This window comes from Nocardia sp. NPDC052254, assembly GCF_040679495.1.
GTDB lineage: Bacteria > Actinomycetota > Actinomycetes > Mycobacteriales > Mycobacteriaceae > Nocardia.
The window spans coordinates 23,337-45,859 of sequence record NZ_JBFAUW010000021.1; the positions used below are offsets into that span (position 1 = coordinate 23,337).

General features: G+C 67.6%; 22 protein-coding genes. 9 read left to right on the forward strand and 13 right to left on the reverse strand.

The window, feature by feature from the left end:
• Nucleotides 1-48 precede the first annotated feature (48 nt).
• From AB0L57_RS30560 to AB0L57_RS30570, 3 genes are all read left to right on the forward strand, one after another.
• Entirely contained in the window at nucleotides 49-1,164 is a 1,116-nt protein-coding gene (locus tag AB0L57_RS30560) for a cysteine synthase family protein (protein WP_364969560.1), read from the forward strand.
• 47 nt (nucleotides 1,165-1,211) lie between these two features.
• A complete protein-coding gene (locus tag AB0L57_RS30565) occupies nucleotides 1,212-2,432 on the forward strand; it encodes an MFS transporter (RefSeq protein ID WP_364969727.1) in 1,221 nt (406 codons plus the stop codon).
• Between the two features lie 73 nt (nucleotides 2,433-2,505).
• A complete protein-coding gene (locus AB0L57_RS30570) occupies nucleotides 2,506-3,180 on the forward strand; it encodes an alpha/beta fold hydrolase (protein ID WP_364969562.1) in 675 nt (224 codons plus the stop codon).
• Here the strand turns inward: AB0L57_RS30570 and AB0L57_RS30575 are convergent.
• The 3 genes from AB0L57_RS30575 to AB0L57_RS30585 all read right to left on the reverse strand — a co-directional run bounded on the left by AB0L57_RS30575 (nucleotide 3,177) and on the right by AB0L57_RS30585 (nucleotide 5,413).
• Nucleotides 3,177-3,608, reverse strand: coding sequence for a hypothetical protein (locus AB0L57_RS30575; protein ID WP_364969565.1), 432 nt, complete (start codon nucleotides 3,606-3,608; stop codon nucleotides 3,177-3,179). The two genes, AB0L57_RS30570 and AB0L57_RS30575, sit on opposite strands and share 4 nt — an antisense overlap.
• A gap of 29 nt (nucleotides 3,609-3,637) precedes the next feature.
• Nucleotides 3,638-4,345 carry a hypothetical protein gene (locus AB0L57_RS30580; RefSeq protein ID WP_364969568.1) on the reverse strand — a complete coding sequence of 236 codons (708 nt, stop codon included), beginning with the start codon at nucleotides 4,343-4,345 and terminating at the stop codon, nucleotides 3,638-3,640.
• Between the two features lie 459 nt (nucleotides 4,346-4,804).
• A complete protein-coding gene (locus tag AB0L57_RS30585; protein ID WP_364969570.1) occupies nucleotides 4,805-5,413 on the reverse strand; it encodes a helix-turn-helix domain-containing protein in 609 nt (202 codons plus the stop codon).
• Between the two features lie 159 nt (nucleotides 5,414-5,572).
• Between AB0L57_RS30585 and AB0L57_RS30590 the strand changes: the two genes are divergently transcribed.
• Nucleotides 5,573-6,457 (forward strand): alpha/beta hydrolase, encoded by an 885-nt coding sequence (locus tag AB0L57_RS30590; protein ID WP_364969572.1) that lies wholly within the window; start codon nucleotides 5,573-5,575, stop codon nucleotides 6,455-6,457.
• Between the two features lie 9 nt (nucleotides 6,458-6,466).
• Here AB0L57_RS30590 and AB0L57_RS30595 read toward each other — a convergent pair whose 3' ends face one another.
• The 9 genes from AB0L57_RS30595 to AB0L57_RS30635 form a co-directional block, all read right to left on the reverse strand.
• On the reverse strand, nucleotides 6,467-6,946 hold the full coding sequence (locus AB0L57_RS30595) for a helix-turn-helix domain-containing protein (RefSeq protein WP_364969575.1): 480 nt from the start codon (nucleotides 6,944-6,946) through the stop codon (nucleotides 6,467-6,469).
• A 168-nt stretch (nucleotides 6,947-7,114) separates the two neighbouring features.
• Nucleotides 7,115-8,110 (reverse strand): hypothetical protein, encoded by a 996-nt coding sequence (locus AB0L57_RS30600; RefSeq protein WP_364969578.1) that lies wholly within the window; start codon nucleotides 8,108-8,110, stop codon nucleotides 7,115-7,117.
• Nucleotides 8,111-8,173: 63 nt separating this feature from the next.
• Complete coding sequence (locus AB0L57_RS30605; protein WP_364969581.1) at nucleotides 8,174-9,355, reverse strand: aminoglycoside phosphotransferase family protein; 1,182 nt, start codon at nucleotides 9,353-9,355, stop codon at nucleotides 8,174-8,176.
• The gene (locus tag AB0L57_RS30610; protein WP_364969584.1) at nucleotides 9,352-9,789 is read right to left on the reverse strand and encodes a hypothetical protein; all 438 of its coding nucleotides are present in this window, start codon (nucleotides 9,787-9,789) and stop codon (nucleotides 9,352-9,354) included. The genes AB0L57_RS30605 and AB0L57_RS30610 overlap by 4 nt, the downstream gene beginning before the upstream one ends.
• Before the next feature lie 23 nt (nucleotides 9,790-9,812).
• On the reverse strand, nucleotides 9,813-10,523 hold the full coding sequence (locus AB0L57_RS30615; protein WP_364969586.1) for a hypothetical protein: 711 nt from the start codon (nucleotides 10,521-10,523) through the stop codon (nucleotides 9,813-9,815).
• A 145-nt stretch (nucleotides 10,524-10,668) separates the two neighbouring features.
• A complete protein-coding gene (locus tag AB0L57_RS30620; protein WP_364969589.1) occupies nucleotides 10,669-11,466 on the reverse strand; it encodes a CbbQ/NirQ/NorQ/GpvN family protein in 798 nt (265 codons plus the stop codon).
• Nucleotides 11,463-12,989: a VWA domain-containing protein gene (locus AB0L57_RS30625; RefSeq protein ID WP_364969592.1), complete on the reverse strand. Its 1,527-nt coding sequence runs from the start codon at nucleotides 12,987-12,989 to the stop codon at nucleotides 11,463-11,465. Before AB0L57_RS30625 ends, AB0L57_RS30620 begins: the two co-directional genes overlap by 4 nt.
• A 168-nt stretch (nucleotides 12,990-13,157) precedes the next feature.
• Nucleotides 13,158-13,766, reverse strand: coding sequence for a TetR family transcriptional regulator (locus AB0L57_RS30630; protein WP_364969594.1), 609 nt, complete (start codon nucleotides 13,764-13,766; stop codon nucleotides 13,158-13,160).
• Nucleotides 13,767-13,980: 214 nt separating this feature from the next.
• Entirely contained in the window at nucleotides 13,981-14,628 is a 648-nt protein-coding gene (locus AB0L57_RS30635; protein ID WP_364969597.1) for a TetR family transcriptional regulator, read from the reverse strand.
• A 632-nt stretch (nucleotides 14,629-15,260) separates the two neighbouring features.
• Between AB0L57_RS30635 and AB0L57_RS30640 the strand changes: the two genes are divergently transcribed.
• Nucleotides 15,261-15,635: a VOC family protein gene (locus tag AB0L57_RS30640; RefSeq protein WP_364969600.1), complete on the forward strand. Its 375-nt coding sequence runs from the start codon at nucleotides 15,261-15,263 to the stop codon at nucleotides 15,633-15,635.
• Nucleotides 15,636-15,758: 123 nt separating this feature from the next.
• Here the strand turns inward: AB0L57_RS30640 and AB0L57_RS30645 are convergent, their stop codons facing one another.
• The gene (locus tag AB0L57_RS30645; RefSeq protein ID WP_364969602.1) at nucleotides 15,759-17,666 is read right to left on the reverse strand and encodes a hypothetical protein; all 1,908 of its coding nucleotides are present in this window, start codon (nucleotides 17,664-17,666) and stop codon (nucleotides 15,759-15,761) included.
• Between the two features lie 595 nt (nucleotides 17,667-18,261).
• On the opposite strand from AB0L57_RS30645, the gene AB0L57_RS30650 reads away from it, so the two are divergent.
• The 4 genes from AB0L57_RS30650 (at nucleotide 18,262) to AB0L57_RS30665 (ending at nucleotide 22,405) form a co-directional block, all read left to right on the forward strand.
• Nucleotides 18,262-18,636: a hydrogenase maturation nickel metallochaperone HypA gene (locus tag AB0L57_RS30650; RefSeq protein ID WP_364969605.1), complete on the forward strand. Its 375-nt coding sequence runs from the start codon at nucleotides 18,262-18,264 to the stop codon at nucleotides 18,634-18,636.
• Entirely contained in the window at nucleotides 18,594-19,457 is an 864-nt protein-coding gene (gene hypB, locus AB0L57_RS30655; protein WP_364969608.1) for a hydrogenase nickel incorporation protein HypB, read from the forward strand. The genes AB0L57_RS30650 and hypB overlap by 43 nt, the downstream gene beginning before the upstream one ends.
• Nucleotides 19,458-19,540: 83 nt before the next feature.
• Entirely contained in the window at nucleotides 19,541-20,596 is a 1,056-nt protein-coding gene (locus tag AB0L57_RS30660) for a hydrogenase expression protein HypE (RefSeq protein ID WP_364969610.1), read from the forward strand.
• Nucleotides 20,597-20,608: 12 nt separating this feature from the next.
• The gene (locus AB0L57_RS30665) at nucleotides 20,609-22,405 is read left to right on the forward strand and encodes a nickel-dependent hydrogenase large subunit (RefSeq protein WP_364969613.1); all 1,797 of its coding nucleotides are present in this window, start codon (nucleotides 20,609-20,611) and stop codon (nucleotides 22,403-22,405) included.
• Nucleotides 22,406-22,523 lie beyond the last annotated feature (118 nt).

Sequence of the window (22,523 nt, forward strand, 5' to 3'; positions counted from 1 at the left end):
GCCGTGCCCGCCCGTCGACGGGTGGGGGCGATACCGAAAGCGACAGTCATGGACGACACACTGCTCGACTTCCCGGCGGCACTTCCCGCGACGGCCGCCCCGAATCCGGCCCGGCGCCCGCGCGGACTGGTCGGCAACACGCCGGTGTTGTGGATCGGAGCACCGCTGGCCGGCCCGGACGGCGGTTTCTGGGCCAAACTGGAGGGCGCCAATCCGGGCGGGATGAAGGATCGCCCCGCGCTGCACATGGTGCGCAGCGCCGTCCAGCGCGGTGAGCTGCGCCCGGGCGCCCACATCATCGAATCATCGAGTGGCACCCTGGGGCTGGGATTGGCGCTGGCGGGTACCGTCTTCGGCCACCCGGTCACGGTGGTGGCCGATCCGGGGATGGAACCCATGGTCGTACGGCTGTTGCGTGCCTACGGTGCCCAGGTCGACACCGTGACCGAGCCGCATCCGGCCGGCGGCTGGCAACAGGCACGCCGCGACCGCGTCGCGCGACTGCTGGCCGCCGATCCGGGCGCGTGGTGCCCCGATCAGTACACGAACCCCGACAATGTGGCGGGCTACGAATCTCTCGCCCTCGAACTGATCCAGCAGTTGGGCCGGGTCGACGTGCTGGTGTGCGCGGTCGGCACCGGCGGCCATTCCGCGGGTGTCGCACGCGTCCTGCGCCGATATCATCCGCGACTGCGGTTGATCGGCGTGGACACCGTGGCCTCGACCATCTTCGGCCAGCCCGCCGGGCCCCGGCTGATGCGTGGTCTCGGATCGAGCATTCACCCGCGCAATGTCGACTACGGCGCCTTCGACGAAATCCACTGGGTCGCACCGGCCGAGGCGGTGTGGGCCTGCCGCGCCCTGGCCGCCACCCACCACACCGGTGGCGGCTGGAGTGTGGGGGCGGTGGCACTCGTCGCGGGCTGGGCCGCGCGCGTCCACGAGCCCGGAACCCGGATCGCCGCGATCTTCCCCGACGGTCCGCACCGCTACGCCGACACGGTCTACAACGATGTCTACTGCGCCGAACACGGCCTCCTCGACTCCGGGCCACCCGTCGAACCCGCCATCATCGATCATCCCGCCGAGCGGGTGGTGACCGCGTGGACCCGCTGCACGACCGTGGTCGATCCGCACACCGCCGGTCCGGAGCCCGTCGCGTGAACACCATCGGACGATTCCGCAGCTTCGACCCGGCCGCCCGGCTGCTGATGATCAACCAGTTCGGTATCAACCTGGGCTTCTACCTGCTGATGCCGTACCTGGCGGGGTACCTCGCGGGGCCGCTGGGACTGGCGGCCTGGGCCGTCGGCCTGGTGCTCGGCGTGCGCAACTTCTCCCAGCAGGGCATGTTCCTCGTCGGCGGTACCCTGGCCGACCGGCTGGGCTACAAACCCCTCATCGTGGCCGGATGTCTGTTGCGCACCGCGGGATTCGCGCTGCTGGCCGTCGCGACATCGCTGCCGATGGTGTTGATCGCCTCGGCCGCGACGGGATTCGCCGGTGCGCTGTTCAATCCCGCGGTGCGGGCCTATCTGGCCGCCGAAGCCGGTGAGCGGCGGGTGGAAGCCTTCGCGGTGTTCAACATCTTCTACCAGGCGGGCATCCTCGTGGGCCCGCTGGCGGGCCTGGCCCTGATGGTGGCGGACTTCCGGATCACCGCCACGGTGGCCGCGGTGGTGTTCGCGGCGCTGACCGTCGCGCAATTGTTCGCCCTGCCGCCTCGGCGGGCCGCGGTGCCGGCGGTGCGGGGATCGGTGCTCGCGGACTGGCGCCGGGTCGCCGGCAACCGCCGGTTCCTGGCCTTCTCGGGTGTCATGATCGGCTCGTACGTGCTGTCGTTCCAGATCTATCTGGCGCTGCCGCTGCAGGCCGGGTATCTGTCTCCCGGGCGGGCACAGCTGCTGACATCGGCCTTGTTCGTGGTGTCGGGTGTGGTCGCGGTGGCGGGGCAATTGCGGATCACCGCGTGGTTCCGGCGCCGATGGGGGACCGGGCGCGCGCTGGTGGCCGGAATGGGCGTACTGGCCGCCGGATTCCTGCCACTGCTGCTGGTGCCCGGCCCGCGGCCGTTCGGTACCGCGACGGCCGTGGTGGCGCTGCTGGTTTCGGCGGCGATCCTCGCCGTCGGCACCGCCGCGGTCTTCCCGTTCGAGATGGATACGGTCGTCTCGCTGTCGGGTGGGAACCTGGTCGCCACCCATTACGGCTTCTACAACACGATCGTCGGCGTGGGCATCCTGATCGGCAATCTCGCCACCGGCGTGGTGCTGGGCGCCGCTCGATCCGCCGGTCTGGAGGCGCTGGTGTGGGCGGGGTTGGTGGCGATCGGCGGCTCGGCGGCCGTCGCTCTGGCCCGGCTGGATCGATCGGCGCGGCCGGCATCCGATGACGGTGTCGCGGTGCGGGATTCGGTGCGTGAATCGGCCTGATCGCCGGGGTGGCCCAAGCGGCGTGCTGGGCATCACATTGGTTAGGCTAACCTAAAGATGAGATCATTCCTGGATGCGGTTCTTTCAGGGTGTCAGCGGGTTGGTGCACTACCGGGTGTGGCCGGTCGACTCGCCGCGTGCGGTGGCGGTGCTGTTGCACGGACTCGGTCAGTGCAGTGCCGACTACCACCGCTTCGCGCGGGCGCTGAACCGTTGTGGCGTAGCGGTGTTCGGTATCGATCAGATCGGCCACGGCTTGAGTGAGGGGCAGTGGCACGAGATGGCCCCGATCGAGGATCTCGCGGCCAACGCGTCCGCGCTGACCGCACTCGCGGCCGCGGCGCATCCGCGCCTGCCACTCGTGCTGATCGGTCATTCGCTCGGAGCGGGTACCGCGGTGGTGGCGATGGCCACCGATATCGGCGCGGCCACGCGCACCGCGCGGGTGGCGCTGCTGGGGACACCGGAACAGCTTCCGGTGCAGGGGTATTCGCCACCTGCGGTACCCACACTGGTATTGCACGGTGCCGACGATCGGCGCGCTCCGATCGCTCCGATCCGAGCCTGGGCGGATACCGCGCCGAACTGCCGATTGATCGAAATCGCCGATGCCGGACACGATCTGCTGCACGAGCCGGTCCACCGGCATGTCACCCACGAGATCGTCGAATTCCTCGATCCCGAGGGTGATCCGGTGTCCGGGCCACCGGCGTCGCGGCCGGGACGTGGCCGGATCGCGGTCCGCTAGCGCGGTGCGGTCGCGGCTGGCTGCCGGGCTTCGCGTTCGTCGTGTATCCGCACGAGCTGGCGGAAACCGATATGGGAATATCGCGGTTTCGGCTGGACTCCCCAGGTGTCGCGCGCGGTGTGCTGTCCCGCGGCCTCGGGCGCGCCGCCGAACGGCGGCCCGTTCAGCGGAACCGGAAAGCGGCAGTCGAGGGAGTCGTCGGAATAGCGGACCTTCATCAGTTCGCCACAGATCTGGGTGAACGACAGAGTGGGCCAGCCGTACCAGATCGCCAGGGCGGGCAGGGTGAACGCGCCCTCGACGACCAGGCCGAACAGGCACACGAACAACCCGCGCCGCAGCCAGGTGTGCATGCGGGCGAACGGTGCGGTGGTGCCGAGCGGAAGATCGCGCGGCGCGGGCGTCGCGGAGGTGGATGCACGGGGCATGGCGGTGTCCTCGGGGATGGGCCGGATCGTCAGTCGGAGAAGATCTCGCGGTTGACGGTGTGCAGGTAGGGGACGGCCAGAAACGGTGTGATGTAGAAGATGTCGTACAACCACCAGCCGAACACCGGCAGGACGACGCCGGAGTAGCGGATGTCGGCGTACATGGTCATGTTGACCGTGTAGCCGATCCAGATGACCAGGCCCATCCAGCAGGTGACGATCAGCCATTGGTGGCCCCAGCGTTTCATCTGCAGGAAGGCGATGGCCGCGGCGATCCGCATGGTGAACACGGTGAGGATCAGTGCGACCTCCCACGACTTCTCCCCGGGAGCGCCCGCGCCGCCGATCCACAGCTCGTTGTAGTGCCAGAAGTATCCGGCGTCGAAGAAATTCCCCCAGGCGGTGAGTACGACGCGAGCGATCAGGGAATGATTGGCGATCAGATCCAGCGCCCAGCCCAGGGAATTGAGGGCGGCGTCGAGGATCACCAGATATCCGATGAGGGTGACGATGATCGGGCGCACCGACAGTCCGGCGCGGTGGGCCGTGCGCTGCAGGTGCACGCCGTAGAGGAATACCGGAAGGCCGGCGATTCCGAGTACCAGCGTGCCCATCAGGGCGGTTCCGGCGGTCAGCCAGAGGTCGGCCCGGCGCTGCGCCCGGCGCGACAGTTCGTGGTGGTCGTCGTAGGTGACGGAGTCGGAGGGGAGTGCGGAGTGCTGATCCCGGGTGCTCATGCGGCTCACCAGTCCCGGGACATGTACATCGTTACCTGGACGAGGAATATCGCCAGTAGCCAGCCGTAGGCGACGATCTGGAAGACGATCATCGCCCGCTTGCGCCGGCGGTCCTGTTCGTTCATGGGTGGGCTCCGTCCGGGACGGTCGAACAGTGGGGAGGTGCGGCGCCGAGGGCTAGAAGGTGCCGATGCGGCTGAACATCCAGTACCAGAACGCGATGACGCCGCACATCGCGATCCAGGTGAGAAGGAGTCGGAAGATCTCTTGCAACATCACTATGTTGTAGCTCACTCACTGAGTCGAGTCAATGAGTTCGGATGGCGAGCAGGCGGCGCGAGGAGGCGCTCCGGCGTTCGGAAATGGACGCGGAGCTGCGAATTCGAGGACGGGAAAGATGTTGCGGTGACACGTTTTCCGGCGGACCGGATGCCATCGCACCGGGCGCCGGTGGCGCGGTCAGCGCGCCGACAGTCCCCGCATCGCGGTGGCGACGAACTTGTCCAGTACCTCGTCGCGGGCGCGCTTGCCTCGCGGCATGGTCGCCACCAGTGCGTAGAGCCCGAGCAGGAAGAACACCGCGCTGTGGAACGCGTCGGCGTCGGCATGGACCTCTCCGGCAGTGCGCGCACGATCGATCTCGGCGACCAGTGCCACGATCACCGGATGATCGACCCACTCGTCATCGGCCGGCCGGGACTTCGAGAAGTGCAGTGACAGTACATCTTTGAACAACTGGGCACCGAGGCGGCGTTCGGCCGCCAGTACGACGCGTACCACCTGACGCAGGGCCCCCGGCAGGTCGTGTTCACCGGCCAGGTATTTCGACAACTCCTTGCCGATGCGCTCTTCCTCGCGGCGCTCGAGTTCCAGCGCCATATGTTCCTTGGTGGGGAAATGGAAATAGAACGTCCCCTGGGCCACACCCGCCGCGCGGGCGATGGCCGGTACCTCGGCACCGGCCAGGCCGGCGCGCTTGAACTCCGGCACGGCGGCGGCGAGGATGCGCTGACGGGTCTGTATGCGCTGCAGGTCGCGGCTCGTCGGCTTGTTCTGCGCCCGTGTCATTCGCATATCCTTCCCACCCGGCGCCGGCCTGCCGAGACACATCTGCCACGCATTGGCGATTGTAGATGCCGGTGTGGAATCCGCCCGCGGGTGGATGAGCCGCGCCGGGCTTCGGGCTAACGTCTTCCACACCGTCCGATGAGGGGAAGGCAACGGGCAATGGATACTTTCACCCACGCCGATCTGGTTTTCGACGTGACCGACACACCGCCGCCGTCCGGTACCGATGCGGCGGAAACCGTTGTGCTGCTGCATGGTTTCCCCGAGGACCGGCACAGCTGGGAGGCGCTGGCTCCGGCCCTGACCGCAGCGGGGTATCGGGTGCTGGCACCGGATCTGCGGGGCTATTCGCCGCGGGCGCGGCCCGCTGCCCGTTCGGCCTATGCGCTGGATCGGCTGGCAGGTGATGTGCTCGCACTGGCCGATGCCGCGGGTGCGCGGCGGTTCCATGTGGTCGGGCACGACTGGGGCGCGATGCTGGCATGGCAGGTCGCGGCCGCTCATCCGGATCGAGTGAGCTCTCTGACCGCACTGTCGGTTCCGCATCCGATGGCCTTCACCCGAGCGATGTTCACGAGCACGCAGGCGCTGCGGTCGTGGTACATGCTGGTCTGCCAGCTGCCCTGGCTGCCGGAATTGGTGCTGTCGTTGCGGGGCGGCCGGCTGATCGGGCGGGGATTGGTGCGGGCGGGGCTGGACGAGGAGTCCGCCGACCGGTACTCGGTGCGGGCGGCCGACCGGGGCGCGATGCGCGGCCCGGTCAACTGGTATCGCGGACTGCCATTCGATCTGCGCCGGCCCGTACCTCGCGTCGCGGTGCCGACGCTCTACGTCTGGGGCACCGCGGACGGATACGTCTCACGCGCCGCCGCGCAGCTGTGCCCGAACTACGTCACCGGCTCGTACCGGTTCCTGGCCCTGGACGGGGCCTCGCACTGGCTGCCCGAATGCGAGGCCGGCCGGATCTCCGCGGTACTCACCGAACATCTGGCGAACGCCTCGGCACCGGGGGCCGGCACCGCCGGTGTGCGCACGCCGCACTGACGGCGGCGTTCAGCGGCGCAGGATCCGGTTGGCGACCTGTTCGACCGATCCCGCGCCGGTGTGCAGGGAATAGCCGACGCCCGCGCCGAGCACGGCGTTCGAGTACAGCGCCTCGAGTGCCTCGGCGCGTTCCGGAGCGATGTCGGGTCCCAGCGCCTCGCGTACGCGGCGGCGGATGTCGGGCGCGATGCGGGTGCGCACATCGGCCACGCTGAACGGGCTACCGGGCGCGGCGTAGAGCGGATCGGGGACGCCGGGATCCGCGCGAGAGTTGCCGCGGCCGAACGTCTTGCGCCCGTCGCCGGTGGGCGCGCCCTCGGCGATCGAGCGCCGGGCGATCTCGGCGAGCAGTTGATCCTTCGACCCCAGATACGCGTACGCCGTGGCGACGGCGAGCCCGGCCTCGGCCGCGACCCGTCGCACGGTCAGGCGATCCGAGCCGTCTCGGATCAGCACCTCCAGGGCTGCCCGGAACAGTCGTTCGGACACGGTGGGCTCGGCGCCGTTCGAGCGGGCGCCGGTGCCCGCCGGGCCCGGTGTGCCGGCACCGTTCGCGCGCGGAGTACGTCTGCCGCCAGGGGAAACCTGTCCTATAGACACGTGTCCAAACATTATTCCAACCACGCTCGGGAGGCAACCGCTGGAGCGTGCCCGCGGTCAGTCCCGCGGTGTCGCGCGGATCTTGATGACCTCCATCGTGGACCAGCTGTCGACCGGTTCCGGCCCGCCGGCCTCGCGCATGGTGCCGTGCATCCAGGCGATGCCGAGTGAGACGCCCGCCGACGCCGCGTTGTGGGTGGCCTCGAACTCGAAGGTGCGGCCGCCGAATTCGAGCCGGGCGCGCACCGGCTGCCGGACCTCGCCGCGGGTCTCCCAGACGACCTTGGACCCGATCTCGTCGTTGGTGGCCACCACCGGCGCCTCGCCCTCGCGGTGGAAGGTCGCGGTGGCGTAGTTGCCGGCGCCGAGCATCGCGTTGCCGGTCTCCCAGCGGCCGTCGGGAAGACGCGAACCCCAGACGAACCAATAGTGTTCCAGCTCGGCGATTTTGGAGACCTGCGCGCTCATTCCGGGCAGGCAATACATCCGATCGAGGCCGCCGTAGCCGCCGACGATGGGTGAGCCCTCGATACTGCCCGAGACGGCGCATCCCGAACTCGTGTAGCCGACATCGTCGGGCAGTCCGGGGACGTAGATGGCGGTGACGTTCATCGGCAGTGGTGTCAACACCACGTCGACGCTGTCCTCGTGCTCCTTCCAGCGGTATTCCCGCGGGCCCAGGGATATCCGGATGGGGTGCTTGGCCCGCATGTCCATGTTCGCCGGGAAGACCGTCTGGTTACCCTTGCGTTCCACCCAGAAGATCGGCCCCCAGTACAGGTCGTTCTCGCCCGGGAAGCGGACGTTCACCGGATGCGACCAGAGGTCGGTGGAACATTCGTGGAGGGTGAAATCGTATGTGGCGCTTGCGGACATCGTGCGGATCAGCTCGTAGCGCTTGCCGTTTTCGGTATCGGCCATCGCCCACAGGAACAGCAGGTCGTTGTGCAGTCCCGGAAACTGTTTGTCTCCGGTCGAGTGGTCCTGCAGCGATGCGTCCGCCAGTGACACGTAGGGGATGACGTTGACCTTGGACATGTCGAATGTGGCCATCGTGCCTCTCTCCGAGATCCGGCCCGCGCGCCCCGCAGGCCTGTGTGGAGGACTATACAGTAATCATTCCAGTATATTCGGCGGCGGATCTGCGGTATCGGTGATCAGGTCGGCGAGCAGGGCGAAGCTGTCATGGGTGCGCACGGCCGCGACAGCGCGCTGGACACCCACCCGGGAGATGTCGCGCGGCTGCATGCGCTCGCCGGCCTCGGCGGTGCAGACGGCTGCGAGGAACGGCTCGGTGAGCGCGGCGCGATACAGCGTCCACATCCGCTCGGAGTCGGCCTCGACTCCCGCCTCGGCCAGCCGGGCCGAATAGCGTTCCACCAGAGCGTGTTCGATCTCGCGCAGCAGCTCCGGTCGCACCGAGACGGTGGCGAAATAGGCGAGGTCCCGAATGCCGGGACCGGCGGTGGCGACCTGCCAGTCGAGGAAGCCGGGGCGGCCGTCGGTGAAGAACAGATTGCCCAGATGCGGATCGCCGTGTATCAGGGTCTGTGGCTGGGCGGCCCAGAAGGCGTCGATCTCGGCGCTGCGCCGATAGAAGATCCGGCACTGTTGCTGGATCGACTCCGGGATCAAGTCCGCACAGTGCCCATCGATGCCGGCGAGGAACCGGCGCCGGACCAGGTCGCCCACCCTGATCTCGGCGGCCGAGCGGTGCGCGAGCCCGCGCAGATCACCGGTGAAGCGGCGGGAATTCCAGAACGCCACGTGCAGATCGGCCAGGGCGTCGGCGACGGCTTCGGCCTCGGCGCGCGTCACGGAGTCCACGACGGTGCGGAATTCCGCTGTCGCGCTGAGGTCTTCGAGAATCAGCACACAGCGCCCGCGTCTCGGATCCATCTCGGCGAGGTGGCAGTGCGGCACCCGCACCGGTGGGCTCTCGCCCAGCGCCCGATAGGCCAGCACCTCGCGGACGCCGAGCCGGAAGACGTTCATCAGCACATGCTGTAAATAGTTGCGCGGCATCAATTTCAGGAACAGGGTCGCGGGCAGGCCCGCATCCGAGGACACCGCGATGCGGGCTCGCGCGGCGGTCCCGGAGTCCTGGCCGAGGATCCGTACGGCGTCGATCGCGTCGCCGGGCACCCCGAGTGCCCCGGCCAGCCACGGGGCGGTCACATCCCGCACCCGCAGCGGGATCTTCGTGTCGTACGGGATCGCCCGGTCGGCCGCCGCCCGGGCGGCCTCCCGGACGGCTGTGCCGAGGGCGAGCGCGGTGGCGCGGACGGGCGGGGTCACCGAGGGGCTCGCTGCTGGGCCTGTTCGCGGGCGACACGTTCGTCGTGGTGCCGGACCAGCTCACGGAAACCGATCCGGTGATATCCGGGCTTCGGCTGGACCCCCCAGTCGTCGCGGGCCGTATTCTGGTCCGCCGCTTCGGGTTTGCCGCCGAAAGGCGGTCCGCCGATCGGGTACGGGTTCTGGCATTCCAGGCTGTCGTCGGAATAGCGCACCTTCATCATCTCGTTGCAGATCTCGGTGAGCGACAGGGTGGGCCAGCCGTACCACAAGGCCAGCGCCGGGATGGTGAACGCGCCCTCGATCACGAGTGCGAACAGGCAGACGAAGATGCCGCGCTTGAGCCATTTGTGCATGCGCGCGAAGGCCGCGGTGGTGCCGAGCGGCAGCTGCGCGCCGCGGGATTCGAGTTCCGATTCGGAGGTGGTGGACATGGCGATTCTCCCGGGGATACGGGTCAGTCCGAGAAGATCTCGCGGTTGACCGTGTGCAGATAAGGAATGGCCAGAAACGGTGTGATGTAGAAGATGTCGTAGAGCCACCAGCCCAGCACCGGCAGCACGGTGCCGTCGAAGCGGATATCGGCGTACATGGTCATGTTGGCGACGTATCCGACCCAGATGACGACGCCGAACCAGCAGGTGACGGTGAGCCATTGGTGCCCCCACCGCTTCATCTGCAGGAAGGCGATCGCCGCGGCGACTCGCATCGGGAACACCACGCAGATCAGCGCGATCTCCCAGCCCTTCTCGCCGGGAGCGCTGGACCCGCCGATCCACAGCTCGTTGTAGTGCCAGAAATAGCCGTTGTCGACGAAATTGCCCCACGCGGTGAAGAACACGCGAGTGATCAGGGTATGGCTGGCGAACAGGTCGAGCACCCAGCCGATGCTGTTGAGGAACGCGTCGAGGATGACCAGGTAGCCGATCAGCGTCACGATGATCGGCCGCACCGACAGGCCCGCGCGCTGGGCCCGCCGCTGCAACCACACCCCGCGCAGGAAGATCGGCAGGCCGATGATTCCGAGGATGAAGGTGCCCATCAGCGCGGTACCGGCGGTGAGCCAGTAGTCGGCCCGCCGCTGCGCGGTGCGGCTGATCTCGTCGTGCTGGTCCTGGGCGCCCGCGCCGGCCGATCCGCGCTGCCCGGTGAATATCGGAAGGTTCACGGTGGCTCCTACCAGTCTCGCGACAGAGACATGTTCAGTTGGATCAGGAACATCGCCAGCAGATAGCCGTAGATGGCGATCTGGAAGACGATGAGCGCACGCCTGCGCTTGCGGTCCTGTTCGTTCATGGCACCGGCTCCTTCGGTTACCGCGCCGGCGAGGAGGCGCCGGCCAGATGGGCCGCCGCGATCTCCCGCAGGCCTTCTCGGATCGCACCGTCGCTGCTCGACGGTGCGAGGACACAGGCGTCCACCGCGGCGATCTCGGGTGCGCCGGCGGCGATGAGCCGGGCCGCGGCGACCAGTACCCGAGTGGACGGTGGCTCGAAATGGAATATCTGATCGGCGGTGCGAATTCCGTTGGCGCAGTCGACCAGCCGGCGGGCGACCCCGGGGTCGACACCGGATTCCGCGATCACCACTTCGGCCTCGCGATCGGCGGGCAGATAGTCCATGCCGATCGTGACGAAGCGTTGCCGGAACGAGGGTTTGAGCTCCTTGAGCGTGCTGCGGTAGGCGGGATTGTAGGAACAGACGAGCAGGAAGGACTCGGGCGCGGCCACCGCTTCGTCGGCTCGGTCCAGATACAGCGTGCGGCGATGGTCGGTCAGCGAATGCAGGACGGCCAGCGCGTCGTGCCGGGCCTCGACGACCTCGTCCAGATAGCAGATCGCACCGGATCGGACGGCGCGGGTCAGCGGACCATCGGACCACACCACGTCGCCGCCGGTGACCAGGAACCGGCCGACCAGATCGGCGGTGGTGAGATCGTCGTGGCAGCTGACGGTGACCACGCGGCGGCCCAGCAGTGCGCCGAGATGTTCCACCAGGCGGGTCTTCCCGCAACCGGTCGGTCCGGTGAGCATCACCGGCATGCGTTGCCGCGCAGCCCATTCGAACAACCGCACTTCCGAACCCGCGGTGAGATATCGATCGGTTGTCATGCGGCCACCAACTCTCGATGGATGTGGGCGAGGACCCGGGGCAGTTCCTCGGCCCGGTGGATACGGCAGGATCGGCGTGGCCCGAAGACTTCGGGGAGCGGGTCGACCCGAACCGGCCCCACCCCGATGTAGTACAGGCACACCCCGGCTTTCTCGGCCTCCTCGACCGCGTGCGCGACATCGGCCCAGGCGTAGCGGCCCTCGTAGCCCTCGTCAGACATCAGCCCGTCACCGATCACGATCAGCAGGCGGCGCTCGCTGGGCTGGTCGATCAGGCGGCGGGTCAGATGACGCAGGGGCGCGCCGAGCCGGGTGTATCCGGCGGTCATCAGGCCCAGCGCACTCGGTTCGGCGAAGTGCCGGTCGTCGAAGTCGCGCAGGCAGCCCACCTCCACGCGGTGTCTGGTGTTGCCGGTGAAGACGAAGACGCCGTGCCGTTCGCGCGCGAGGGTCATCGCGCGCGACAGCGCGTCGGCGCATTCGAGTTCCAGCCGGAAGATCCGTCCGCCGTGCACGCCGAGCGAGGAACTGCCGTCCAGCAGCAGTGCGGTCGCCACATCCCGCGAACTCGGGATCAGGTCACGAAAGATCCTGGGCTGGTGCGCTGTTCCGGTCCCGAGGTCGAGGAAGTGACCGACGTAGCGGTCGACATCGATATCGGATCCGTCCTCGAGTCCGGTGCGCACGGATCGGTGGGTGTGGTGGGTGAACCAGCGCTGCACCGCCGGCGAGACCGTGCCCGGGGGTGTATCACCGGCCGGATGGCGGCGCTCGAGAACCGCCACGTGGTCGGGCAGGAATGCCTCGGTCCACAGGTTCCATTCCGGATAGGGAATCCCGGCCCGCCGGTCGGCGCGGATCTCGAGGTCGTCGTTCTCGGGCCGGCTGGGCGGGGGCAGATTCGCATTGCGGTCACCGCCCGCACCACCCACCGGCACCGACATCAGGCGGAAGCGGTCGCTGCGCGGGGAGGTCCAGGGCATCCGCCCGTACACCCGCCGCAGTGTCGCGGCCACCCCGCCTCGCACCGGCGCCGCGAACGGCAGCTCACCGAGCAGCGGCGGCACCACCAGTTCTCGTCGTGATCGCGCCAGTTCCATCGCGCGGGAGAGCAGGTCCCGACCGCCGAGACCGGGGTCGGCGATGTCGAGTCCCGGAGCGGCACGGTGCAATTCGGCAGACAGACCCGGCAGGCATCCGGCGATCCAGCCGGCCGCGGCCGAGCTCTCCACCAGGGTGAGCGCGGCGCGCTGACGGGGTGTCAGCTCGTGCAGTGCGTATTCGGCGATGCGGTCCTTGGTCGGTGCACACTGCAGGGCGACACCGGCGGTCATGGTGGTCCGGTTCCAGCCCGGCTCGGGTGCGGGATACGGGATGTGGACGACGGTGCGGGCCCGGTCGAGCCCGAAGGCCCGCCGCGGTCCGGTGCTCAGCCGTGCGCCCTCGCGGCGGCGGCCGGAGAACGCTGCCGCGGTGACCGCGCAACTGCGTTCCAGGGCGGCCGGATCGGTGGATGGGTACATGTCCGGCGCCCGTCAGAAGGTGCCGATGTTCTTCATGACCCAGTACCAGAAGGCGGTGATCAGCAGGACCCCACCCCAGGCCACGGCCAGCCGGACGATCTCTTGCCACATGGTTTCCTCATTTCCCGGGCGCGGGTGCCGCGCCGCGAATCATGGTGGGGGAGCGTGCTATCGGGGTTCGAGGCTGCGCAGGACGGTGACGAGGTAGTTGTCGAGGGTGACGGTGCGCAGCGCCGCCGCGGTGGTGGTCGTCGCCAGCAGCCCGTACAGACCGAGCAGGAAGAAGACCGCGCTGTGGTATGGGTCCACGGCGATCTGCGCCTCGCCCCGCCGGTGCGCGCGTTCGATCATCTCGGCGACGAGCACGATGACCGGATGCTCGCGCCACTCCTCGGTGAGCGGCCGGGTCGGTGAGAAGTGCACGGCGAGAAGATCTTTGAACAGCAGAGTGCCCAGCCGCCGCTCCATCGCCGCGACCAGCTCGATCGTCTTGGCCAGCGAGGTCGCCAGATCTCTGGGGGACGTCAGGAACCGGGTGAGGGCGCGGGCGATCCGCACCTCCTCACGCTCCTCCAGCGCGAGCAGGACATGCTCCTTGGTGGGGAAGTGGAAGTAGAAGGTGCCGCGGGCGACTCCCGCGGCCGCGGCGATCGCCGCGACATCGGCCTCGGCCATGCCCGTGGCCCGGAATTCCGCGATCGCGGCGTCGAGTACGCGCTGTCGCGTCTCCAAGCGCTGGGCCGTACGGCCGTGGGGTTTCCGTGAGGTGTCACTCATGGCCCGGCTTCCGTCGAATGCCGCCGACGATTGTCGGCGAGGGCGGTGGGATCGGTGAGTTGCGACCGGATGTGGCCGCTGCACACATGCTGACACATGTCAGCGAGTCTGGGCAATCGGAAAATTTCCGAAGTTCGGCTGCTATATGGCTGTTGCGCAGTAAATTTCGCGAATCCGCGCGCGGAACGGTAAGGCTACTGTAATATCCACAGTGCTACTTGCCGGAGGTTGTTCCGCCGGTGCTGCCGGTGTGCCGCGCCGTGCGCGCGGCAAGGAAATCGTCGACCAGGCGGACGCAATCCTCGCCGGTGCTGCGGCCCGATCCCGCGATTCTGGTGAAGACGATCGGCCCGATCAACTGCGCCACCGCGGTGCGGATATCGCAGACGCCCAGCTCGGCGACGGCCTCCGTACCGGTGAGCAGTTCCTCGAACGGCCGGAGATACTCCTCGGTGAGCCGGTGTCGCAGGGTGGCCGCCTCCGGTCCGGCATCGACCTCGGTGTGGCCGGCGGTGGCGAGCCAGGCCAGGGTGGTCGTGTGCAGCGGGGCGTCGTCGATCGACAGGGCCTGCCGAGCCACCAGTTCGATCAGCCGATCGCGCAGCGATCCGCGGGCCGCGGCGGGGTCGCAGGGTGGCATGAGCAACCGCTGCAGCGCCGCCGCGCGTAACTGTGCGACACCGCGGAAGTGTCGGTAGAGCGTCGTCCGGGCCACCCTCGACAGTTGCGTGACGGCCTCGACCGTGACCGCGTCGATCCCGCCGGTCGCGAGCAATTCGCCGGCCGCCGCGAGCAGTCTGGCGCGGGAGCGCTGGCGTCGCGGGTCGGCATCGTCCGGTGCCTGGTGGGCTGCGATCGGCACTGCGCCACTCCGTTTCGGTGCCGGGTGTGGTGCCCGGGGCGGACGTCGTTCATCGCGGCCGCCCGGTGATTCGGAGAATCCCGGATTGCCCGCCGTGGTCGGTGCGACATCCTCGAGCGACGGCGAGTCGGCCGCGCCGGTGAGTGGATCGACGCGTATGACATCGGCGCCGAGCCGGGTCGGTGTCATCCCGGCCAGGGGCTGCGCCGCCGATCGGGTGGCGGTATCCGGCGCGGGGCGTGGGGTGCCGGCGCATTCGCTGGTTCACCTTTCGACGGCGGCGGCCGGCCCCGGGAAGTGAGACGCCCTCGCGCCGGACGGTTGCCCGCGTTCGAGGGAATCACCGCAGTGCCACTCTGTGGATTAATACTGTTGCATATACGGTAGACAATACGGTCGCGATGTACGCAATGTAGCAAGCGACGGCCGCGAGGGGAAGGGAGGCCGCGATGGGGTTATACTCGCCGACGATGACTACCGGGACGGCCAAGAGCCACACACGGATCGGTGACCCGGTGCCCCACTGAGCGCGCGGCGGGCGTCGAGCCCGCTCCGGTCGGCACCGCGGTCCGCACGCGCACCTCCTGCCGAGCTGATTTCGCATCGAGACATCAGCTATGACAAGAGGATTCATGACCGCACGTTTCAATCACACCATCATCGCCGCGCTGGATCGCGAGCAGTCCGCCGCCTTCTTCCGCGACATCTTCGAGTTCGCCGCTGCGCCGTCGTGGGGCGTGTTCACCAATCTGCAGTGCGCGGACGGTGTCCTGCTGCAGTTCGCCGAACCGCCGGTGCAGATCCAGATGCAGCACTACGCATTTCTGGTCGACGACGAGCATTTCGATCGGGCATATGCCCGGTTGTGTGAGCGGCGAATCGAGCATTGGGCCGATCCGCACCGGAAACTGCCCGGCCGGACCAATGCCGACCATGGTGGCCGGGGTGTGTACTTCCTGGACCCGGCCGGGCACGGTATCGAGATGATCACCCGGCCGTACCTCTGATCGGGGTCGTGCGGTCCGGACCCCGGAGCCCGCCGCGCGGGTGTCCGGACCGCACGTTCCGGCCGCGAAACGCTGCGCGCGCCGGCTCGCCACCATCGCGATCGGTGTCGCGCCACTTCGGCATCACCACCAGGCCAGTTGCCACCCCTGGCGCTGCATGTCCGTGACGAACGGATGCTGCCTCGCGCGGGCCTCGACATCGGGGGCGATCCTCCGCCTGATCAGCAGCGACATGATCGTCAAGGCCACGAAGATCGCGCAGACGACGTACGCCGGGTGCCCCCAGATGCTCACGCCGAACGCCACCGTGGCCCCCAGCCGGCCGAACAGGCCGGCCCACAGGAGGAAGCCCCGCTTCCTATCGCCCGGCCGCTGCGCCCAACCGCAATCGAAACAACGTGGCACCCGCGCGGTGTGCGTCCGGCGGACTCCGGTGAACGGGTGGGAGCCGTACAACACCACCCGATAGGGGCGGTGCAACGCCAATCCGTCTCCGCAGAACCAGCATCGGGCGCTGAGTTCGGTCTCGCGCTGCTGTATCGCGCGCACGAGGACGCCGAATTCCCGGTGTACGAGGTCCTCGGCCTCCGTGCCGCGCGCCAGAATCGACAGCGCGTCGAGCAACTGCTCGGCGGCGAACAGATCGCCGGACCTTTCACGCTCGGCCACCGCGGATGCGGTGGCCGCTTCCGCGATCATGGCGCACAGTTCCGCCGTGACCGGCCCATCGGATTGGTCGGCCGCCAGGCTCCATTTCAGCGCAACCGATGTCAGGTCGAGCAGAGCGCGCCCTACGTCCGCGCCCGATCCTCGATCGGCGTCGAGGGTCCGCATCGCACCGGCACACAGCGACTCCACGTCCCGGACCACCAGCTCGTCGCGCTGCGTGACGATCCGTGGCCACGACGATGCGGTCGCAAACGGCCAGAGCTTTCCCAGCAGGGCATGGTTCGCGACGAGATCGGCGGCGGTATCGTAATGCCGAGCGCTGCAGAATAATCCGGTGTCCACGATAGCGTCGCGGGCCTCGGCTCCGAGGCGGCTCGGTGGGGGACACAGCCGATCGATCACGCGCAATGGCGCAGTGGCGCGATCGAGCATGTCCTGGGCCGCGGCGCATGCCTCGGCCGGTCGATCGGCCGCCAAGAGTCGTGTCTTTTCGGCGATCGAGCACAACCGTTCCGACAGTGTCCGGGCCGCCCACTCGCGCGCCTCGTCGAGGGCGGCCGCGGAGGTGAAAGGGGCGTCCGCGAAGGGCTTCTCGACCTTCTCCAGCAGTTCGATTACTCGCACGTGTGGCGCCCCGGTCACGGAGGAGCCGTCCAGTACGGCACGCGTCATCAGTTCGGCATTGATGCGTAGCAGTGCCGCGGGCAGGGCACGGCGCAGATCGTCGACGGCCGATCCACACGACAATCGCTCGTCGATGCGCGCGGCGCGGGCGCGCAGTCGATCCCATGTGTCGTCCTGGTACAGCGCGATGCCCCATGCCAGGAAAGCCGTCTCCCAATCCCCCGCCGACCCGCCATCGGATGTGTCCAGCAGCCGGAGGTGGCACAACACCGCCGCGTCGTGGGCCGCCGTAGCGTCCTCTGCCATCCGCTTCAGCCAGATTCGCTGGGCACGGCCGACGTTGTTGCGTACCAAAGCATCCCGAGCGGAATCGGCGCCATGTGCCGGTGTGAACCAGAACAGTTCGAACACCAGGCGATGCGCCGGTTCCCGGAGATGATCCAGCGCGACCCGCAGTGCGCCGGCGTCCGGCGCGGGCTCGACCGGGAGGACGATCGCGCATCCTGGCAGAGCAGTGCGCGTCTCGCCTCGCTCCAGTTCGGCCGCACGCTGCGCGACCAGCGCCGGATCGGCGTCGGCAGGCAAGCCGGTCAGCCGGAAAGGGTTGTCCCGATACAGGTTTTCGCCGAGTACGGATTCCAGGAACGCCACCGGATCCACCTCGCCGCGATGTGCGACAGCACCGGGCGTCTCCGTATCGCCGGCCCCGGCCGTCGGCTCGATCTCGTCGCCAGTCACCACACATCACCCCATTCGGCGTCGAACCGGACGCTGTGACCGATCCTCACCTGTGACAACCCGATACGAGCGGAAAAGGTTGGGTCCGTGCGCAATCCTCGGCACGGCCACACATCGGCATCCGCAGGCGGCGCGTGGCGCGCGGCGGCACGGCGACGGTGCCTACGCAGCGAATCGCGGGAGATGCCCGCGGAATTCGAGTAGCGCTCTACTCAGGTGTGCGGCCCGGCGGGTCCATACGCTGATGACAACGTAGAAAGTTGAAAGTTCGGCGTGGCTGGGACGGATGAAAGCAACGACGTCACCGACACAGTCCGAACCGGGTTCCGGTGACCGCGGCACATGGTGGCGACGGGCGGCGGGAACGATGATCCGGTTCGCGGCGGCGGTGCGGCTCGGCTTGTCGCCGCACAGCATCGTCGGCGCTGTACGCCGTACGGTCCCTCGACCGGGGGACCGCGTTGATCGTGTCGCCGCGGTGATGTCCGCATCGGCATGGTTGCACGGTGTGCCGGGTGGATGCCCGGTGCGCGAGTATGGTTGATCGTGACATGGCGATCGATGATCCCGGCTGACGGATGAATCGAGATATCGCATGCACGAGTTGGCGGTCGCGGAAGCGATCATCGGCGGAATAGAGCGCAGCGCGTCCGGTCGGCGAGTACACAGTGTGACCGTCGCGGTGGGGGATCTGTGCGCGGTGGTCCCGGATGCCCTGCGTTTCTGCTTCGGCCTGGCGGCCGAGGGGACGGTGGCCGAGGGGGCCGAGCTGCTGATGGAGCCGGTGCCGGGCCGGGCGCGATGCCATCGCTGCGGCGCCGATTTCATCCTGCGCGACCCGATCCTGCTGTGCGGATGTGGCAGCGCCGATGTCGAGGTCGTCGCGGGCCGGGAACTTCGAATCCGTTCGATGGAGGTGAGTGATCCATGTGCGCAACCTGCGGATGCGGCGGAGACGGCGCGGCCGTGATCACAGTCCCGCACGATCACGGGCACGACCACTCCGATCACGAGCATGCCGGCGACCATCAGCACGGTCACGACCACGGGCCCGATGCACACGCCCATGATGGCGGGCACGAGCACAGTCATCCTCCGGTGACCGATACGGTCACCCTGGAGGAGAAGGTGCTGGCCAAGAACGACGAACTGGCACAACGCAATCGGCAGTGGCTGGCCACCCGGAACATCGTGGCGCTGAACGTGACCAGCTCGCCGGGCGCGGGGAAGACCACCCTGCTCGAACGGACCGTTCGCGAGGTCCCCGACATCCCGATCGCGGTCATCGAGGGTGATCAGGAGACCCTGCTCGACGCGGACCGGATCCGGGCCACGGGAGCCCGGGTGGTGCAGATCAATACCGGTGCCGGATGTCATCTGGACGCCCAGATGGTCCGGCAGGCGCTCGATACGCTGGACCCGCCGGCCGGGTCGGTGGTCTTCATCGAGAATGTCGGCAACCTGGTGTGCCCGGCATTGTTCGACCTCGGTGAGCGTGCGAAGGCCGTCATCATCTCGGTGACCGAGGGGACCGACAAACCGCTGAAATATCCGCACATGTTCGCCGCGGCGGGCCTGGTGCTGATCAACAAGGTGGATCTGCTGCCGTATGTCGATTTCGATCTGGACCGGTGTTCGGAATATGCGCGCTCGGTCAATCCCGGCGTGACGATTCTGCCGGTCTCGGCGACGACGGGCGCGGGTATGGCGGACTGGTACCGGTGGCTGGGGGAGCAGTACCGATCGAATGAGGCGTCAACAGCTGTTGTCGCAACAAACCGACCGGCCTAAACTGATGTGGTCTGTATCACAGATCGTGACGGCTTCGAGCCGGATCGGCCAGCCCCCGCCCGGTTCGGGAAGGCGGCAAGCTCATGCCCACTCAGGAAGCAGTTCGGGCCGAGGAAACGCTGATACACGTCCTGTGGATCAACGCCGGCCTCAGTTGTGACGGCGATTCGGTGGCGTTGACTGCCGCCACCCAGCCCAGTGTCGAGGAGATCGCGCTCGGAGCCCTGCCGGGTCTGCCCAAGATCGCCGTACATTGGCCGCTCATCGACTTCGAATGCGGCCCGAGCGGGGGAGCCGACGACTTCCTCGAATGGTTCTTCAAAGCCGACCGTGGCGAACTCGAGCCGTTCGTCCTGGTCGTCGAGGGTTCGATTCCGAACGAGACATTGCACACCGAGGGATACTGGTGCGGATTCGGCAACAATCCGGATACCGATCAGCCGATGACCACCAGCGAATGGCTGGACCGGCTGGCGCCCAAGGCGACCGCGGTCGTCGCGGTGGGTACCTGCGCCACCTACGGCGGTATCCACGCGATGGCCGGCAATCCCACCGGCGCGATGGGCGTACCGGATTATCTGGGCTGGGACTGGAAGTCCAAGGCCGACATCCCCATCGTCTGCGTCCCCGGCTGCCCGATTCAGCCGGACAATCTGTCGGAAACGCTGACCTATCTGCTCTATATGGCGACCGGTCAGGCGCCGATGATTCCGCTCGACGATGCGCTGCGCCCCAAATGGCTCTTCGGTGCGACCGTGCACGAGGGCTGCGACCGCGCGGGCTATTACGAGGAGGGTGACTTCGCCGACGAATACGGTTCGGCCAAGTGCATCGTCAAGCTGGGATGCTGGGGCCCGGTGGTGAAATGCAATGTGCCCAAGCGCGGTTGGATCAACGGCGTGGGCGGCTGCCCGAATGTGGGCGGTATCTGCATCGGGTGCACCATGCCGGGATTCCCGGACAAATTCATGCCGTTCATGGACGAGCCGCCCGGCGGCAAGCTGTCCTCGACGGCATCAGGTCTGTACGGCTCGGTGATTCGCAGTCTGCGCCACATCACCGGCCGCACCGTGGACAAGGAGCCGCACTGGCGGCACAAGAGCGCGACATTGGATACGGGCGCGACACGCACCTGGTAGGAGGGTCGCTCGATGACACAGATCATCCCGGAGCCGTCACACAAGAAAGTCGACCCGGATTCACTCGTCGAAATGGCGTGGGACCCGATCACCCGGATCGTCGGCAGCCTCGGTATCTACACCAAGATCGACTTCGAGAATCGCGAAGTGGTCGAATGCCACAGCACCTCGTCCATCTTCCGCGGCTATTCGATATTCATGCGCGGTAAGGATCCGCGCGACGCGCATTTCATCACCAGCCGGATCTGCGGTATCTGCGGTGACAATCACGCCACCTGCTCCTGCTACACGCAGAACATGGCCTACGGGGTGAAACCGCCGCATCTGGGCGAGTGGCTGGTCAATCTCGGCGAGGCCGCGGAATACATGTTCGACCACAACATCTTCCAGGAGAATCTGGTCGGCGTGGACTTCTGCGAGAAGATGGTGTCGGAAACCAATCCGGGTGTGCTGGCGCAGGCGGAGAAGACCTCCGCACCGCATGCCGACGCCCACGGCTATCACACCATCGCCGACATCATGCGGGCGCTCAATCCGTTCACCGGTGAGTTCTACCGCGAGGCCCTGCAGGTGAGCCGGTACACCCGCGAGATGTTCTGCCTGATGGAAGGGCGCCACGTCCATCCCTCGACGCTGTATCCCGGCGGTATCGGCACGGTCGCGACGGTGCAGCTGATGACCGACTACACCAGCCGGTTGATGCGCTATGTGGAATTCATGAAGAAGGTCGTGCCGATGCACGACGATCTGTTCGACTTCTTCTACGAGGCCGTCCCCGGGTACGAGAACGTCGGCCTGCGCCGCACCCTGCTGGGGTGCTGGGGTTCGTTCCAGGATCCCGAGGTCTGCAATTTCGACTACAAGGACATGGAGCAGTGGGGCCGCGCGATGTTCGTGACACCGGGCATCGTCGTCGACGGGAAGCTGGTCACGACCTCACTGGTGGACATCAACCTCGGCATCCGGATCCTTTTGGGCAGTTCGTATTACGAGGACTGGACCGATCAGGAGATGTTCGTCACCCAGGATCCGCTGGGCAATCCGGTGGACCGGCGCCATCCCTGGAATCAGCACACCAATCCGAAACCGCAGAAGCGGGAATTGGACGACAAGTACAGCTGGGTGATGTCGCCGCGCTGGTTCGACGGCGAGAACCATCTGGCGCTCGACACCGGCGGCGGGCCGCTGGCTCGACTGTGGTCCACTGCCCTGGCCGGACTGGTCGATGTCGGCTATGTGAAGGCGACGGGGCACAGCGTGCAGATCAATCTGCCCAAGACCGCCCTGAAACCACCGGTGGAACTGGAATGGAAGATCCCCGTCCACGGCAGCAACACCATCGAGCGCGATCGTGCGCGTACCTATTTCCAGGCCTATGCCGCGGCCTGTGCCCTGCATTTCGCCGAGCAGGCGCTCGCCGAGATCCGGGCGGGGCGCACCAAGACCTGGGAGAAGTTCGAGGTGCCCGACAGCGGAATCGGCTGTGGCTTCACCGAAGCCGTTCGTGGCGTGCTGTCCCATCACATGGTGATCCGTGACGGCAAGATCGCCAACTACCACCCCTACCCGCCGACGCCGTGGAACGCGAACCCGCGCGACAGCTTCGGCACGCCCGGGCCCTATGAGGACGCGGTGCAGGGGCAGCCGATCTTCGAGGAGAACGATCGCGAGCACTTCAAGGGCATCGACATCATGCGCACGGTGCGCAGTTTCGATCCGTGCCTGCCGTGCGGCGTGCACATGTACCTCGGCAAGGGCAGAACCCTGGAGACGGTGCATTCACCGACCCAGACGCTGACCGCCGAATAGGGCGGCGGGCCGCTCGGCCCGGAACGCGGAGAGGAGGCGGTACGGCGGTGCCCGAACACTCCGAGACCGGCCACATCGCGGTGGACGAGCAGCGGTGGCGTGGCGCCGGTGATCGTAT

Excerpts from the sequence above, each read along its gene's own strand:
- AB0L57_RS30560 (WP_364969560.1), top strand. The coding sequence starts at position 49 with ATGGACGACACACTGCTCGACTTCCCGGCGGCACTTCCCGCGACGGCC.
- AB0L57_RS30565 (WP_364969727.1), top strand. The coding sequence starts at position 1,212 with ATGATCAACCAGTTCGGTATCAACCTGGGCTTCTACCTGCTGATGCCG.
- AB0L57_RS30570 (WP_364969562.1), top strand. The coding sequence starts at position 2,506 with ATGCGGTTCTTTCAGGGTGTCAGCGGGTTGGTGCACTACCGGGTGTGG.
- AB0L57_RS30575 (WP_364969565.1), bottom strand. The coding sequence starts at position 3,608 with ATGCCCCGTGCATCCACCTCCGCGACGCCCGCGCCGCGCGATCTTCCG.
- AB0L57_RS30580 (WP_364969568.1), bottom strand. The coding sequence starts at position 4,345 with ATGAGCACCCGGGATCAGCACTCCGCACTCCCCTCCGACTCCGTCACC.
- AB0L57_RS30585 (WP_364969570.1), bottom strand. The coding sequence starts at position 5,413 with ATGACACGGGCGCAGAACAAGCCGACGAGCCGCGACCTGCAGCGCATA.
- AB0L57_RS30590 (WP_364969572.1), top strand. The coding sequence starts at position 5,573 with ATGGATACTTTCACCCACGCCGATCTGGTTTTCGACGTGACCGACACA.
- AB0L57_RS30600 (WP_364969578.1), bottom strand. The coding sequence starts at position 8,110 with ATGGCCACATTCGACATGTCCAAGGTCAACGTCATCCCCTACGTGTCA.
- AB0L57_RS30610 (WP_364969584.1), bottom strand. The coding sequence starts at position 9,789 with ATGTCCACCACCTCCGAATCGGAACTCGAATCCCGCGGCGCGCAGCTG.
- AB0L57_RS30620 (WP_364969589.1), bottom strand. The coding sequence starts at position 11,466 with ATGACAACCGATCGATATCTCACCGCGGGTTCGGAAGTGCGGTTGTTC.
- AB0L57_RS30625 (WP_364969592.1), bottom strand. The coding sequence starts at position 12,989 with ATGTACCCATCCACCGATCCGGCCGCCCTGGAACGCAGTTGCGCGGTC.
- AB0L57_RS30630 (WP_364969594.1), bottom strand. The coding sequence starts at position 13,766 with ATGAGTGACACCTCACGGAAACCCCACGGCCGTACGGCCCAGCGCTTG.
- AB0L57_RS30640 (WP_364969600.1), top strand. The coding sequence starts at position 15,261 with ATGACCGCACGTTTCAATCACACCATCATCGCCGCGCTGGATCGCGAG.
- AB0L57_RS30650 (WP_364969605.1), top strand. The coding sequence starts at position 18,262 with ATGCACGAGTTGGCGGTCGCGGAAGCGATCATCGGCGGAATAGAGCGC.
- hypB (WP_364969608.1), top strand. The coding sequence starts at position 18,594 with ATGTGCGCAACCTGCGGATGCGGCGGAGACGGCGCGGCCGTGATCACA.
- AB0L57_RS30660 (WP_364969610.1), top strand. The coding sequence starts at position 19,541 with ATGCCCACTCAGGAAGCAGTTCGGGCCGAGGAAACGCTGATACACGTC.
- AB0L57_RS30665 (WP_364969613.1), top strand. The coding sequence starts at position 20,609 with ATGACACAGATCATCCCGGAGCCGTCACACAAGAAAGTCGACCCGGAT.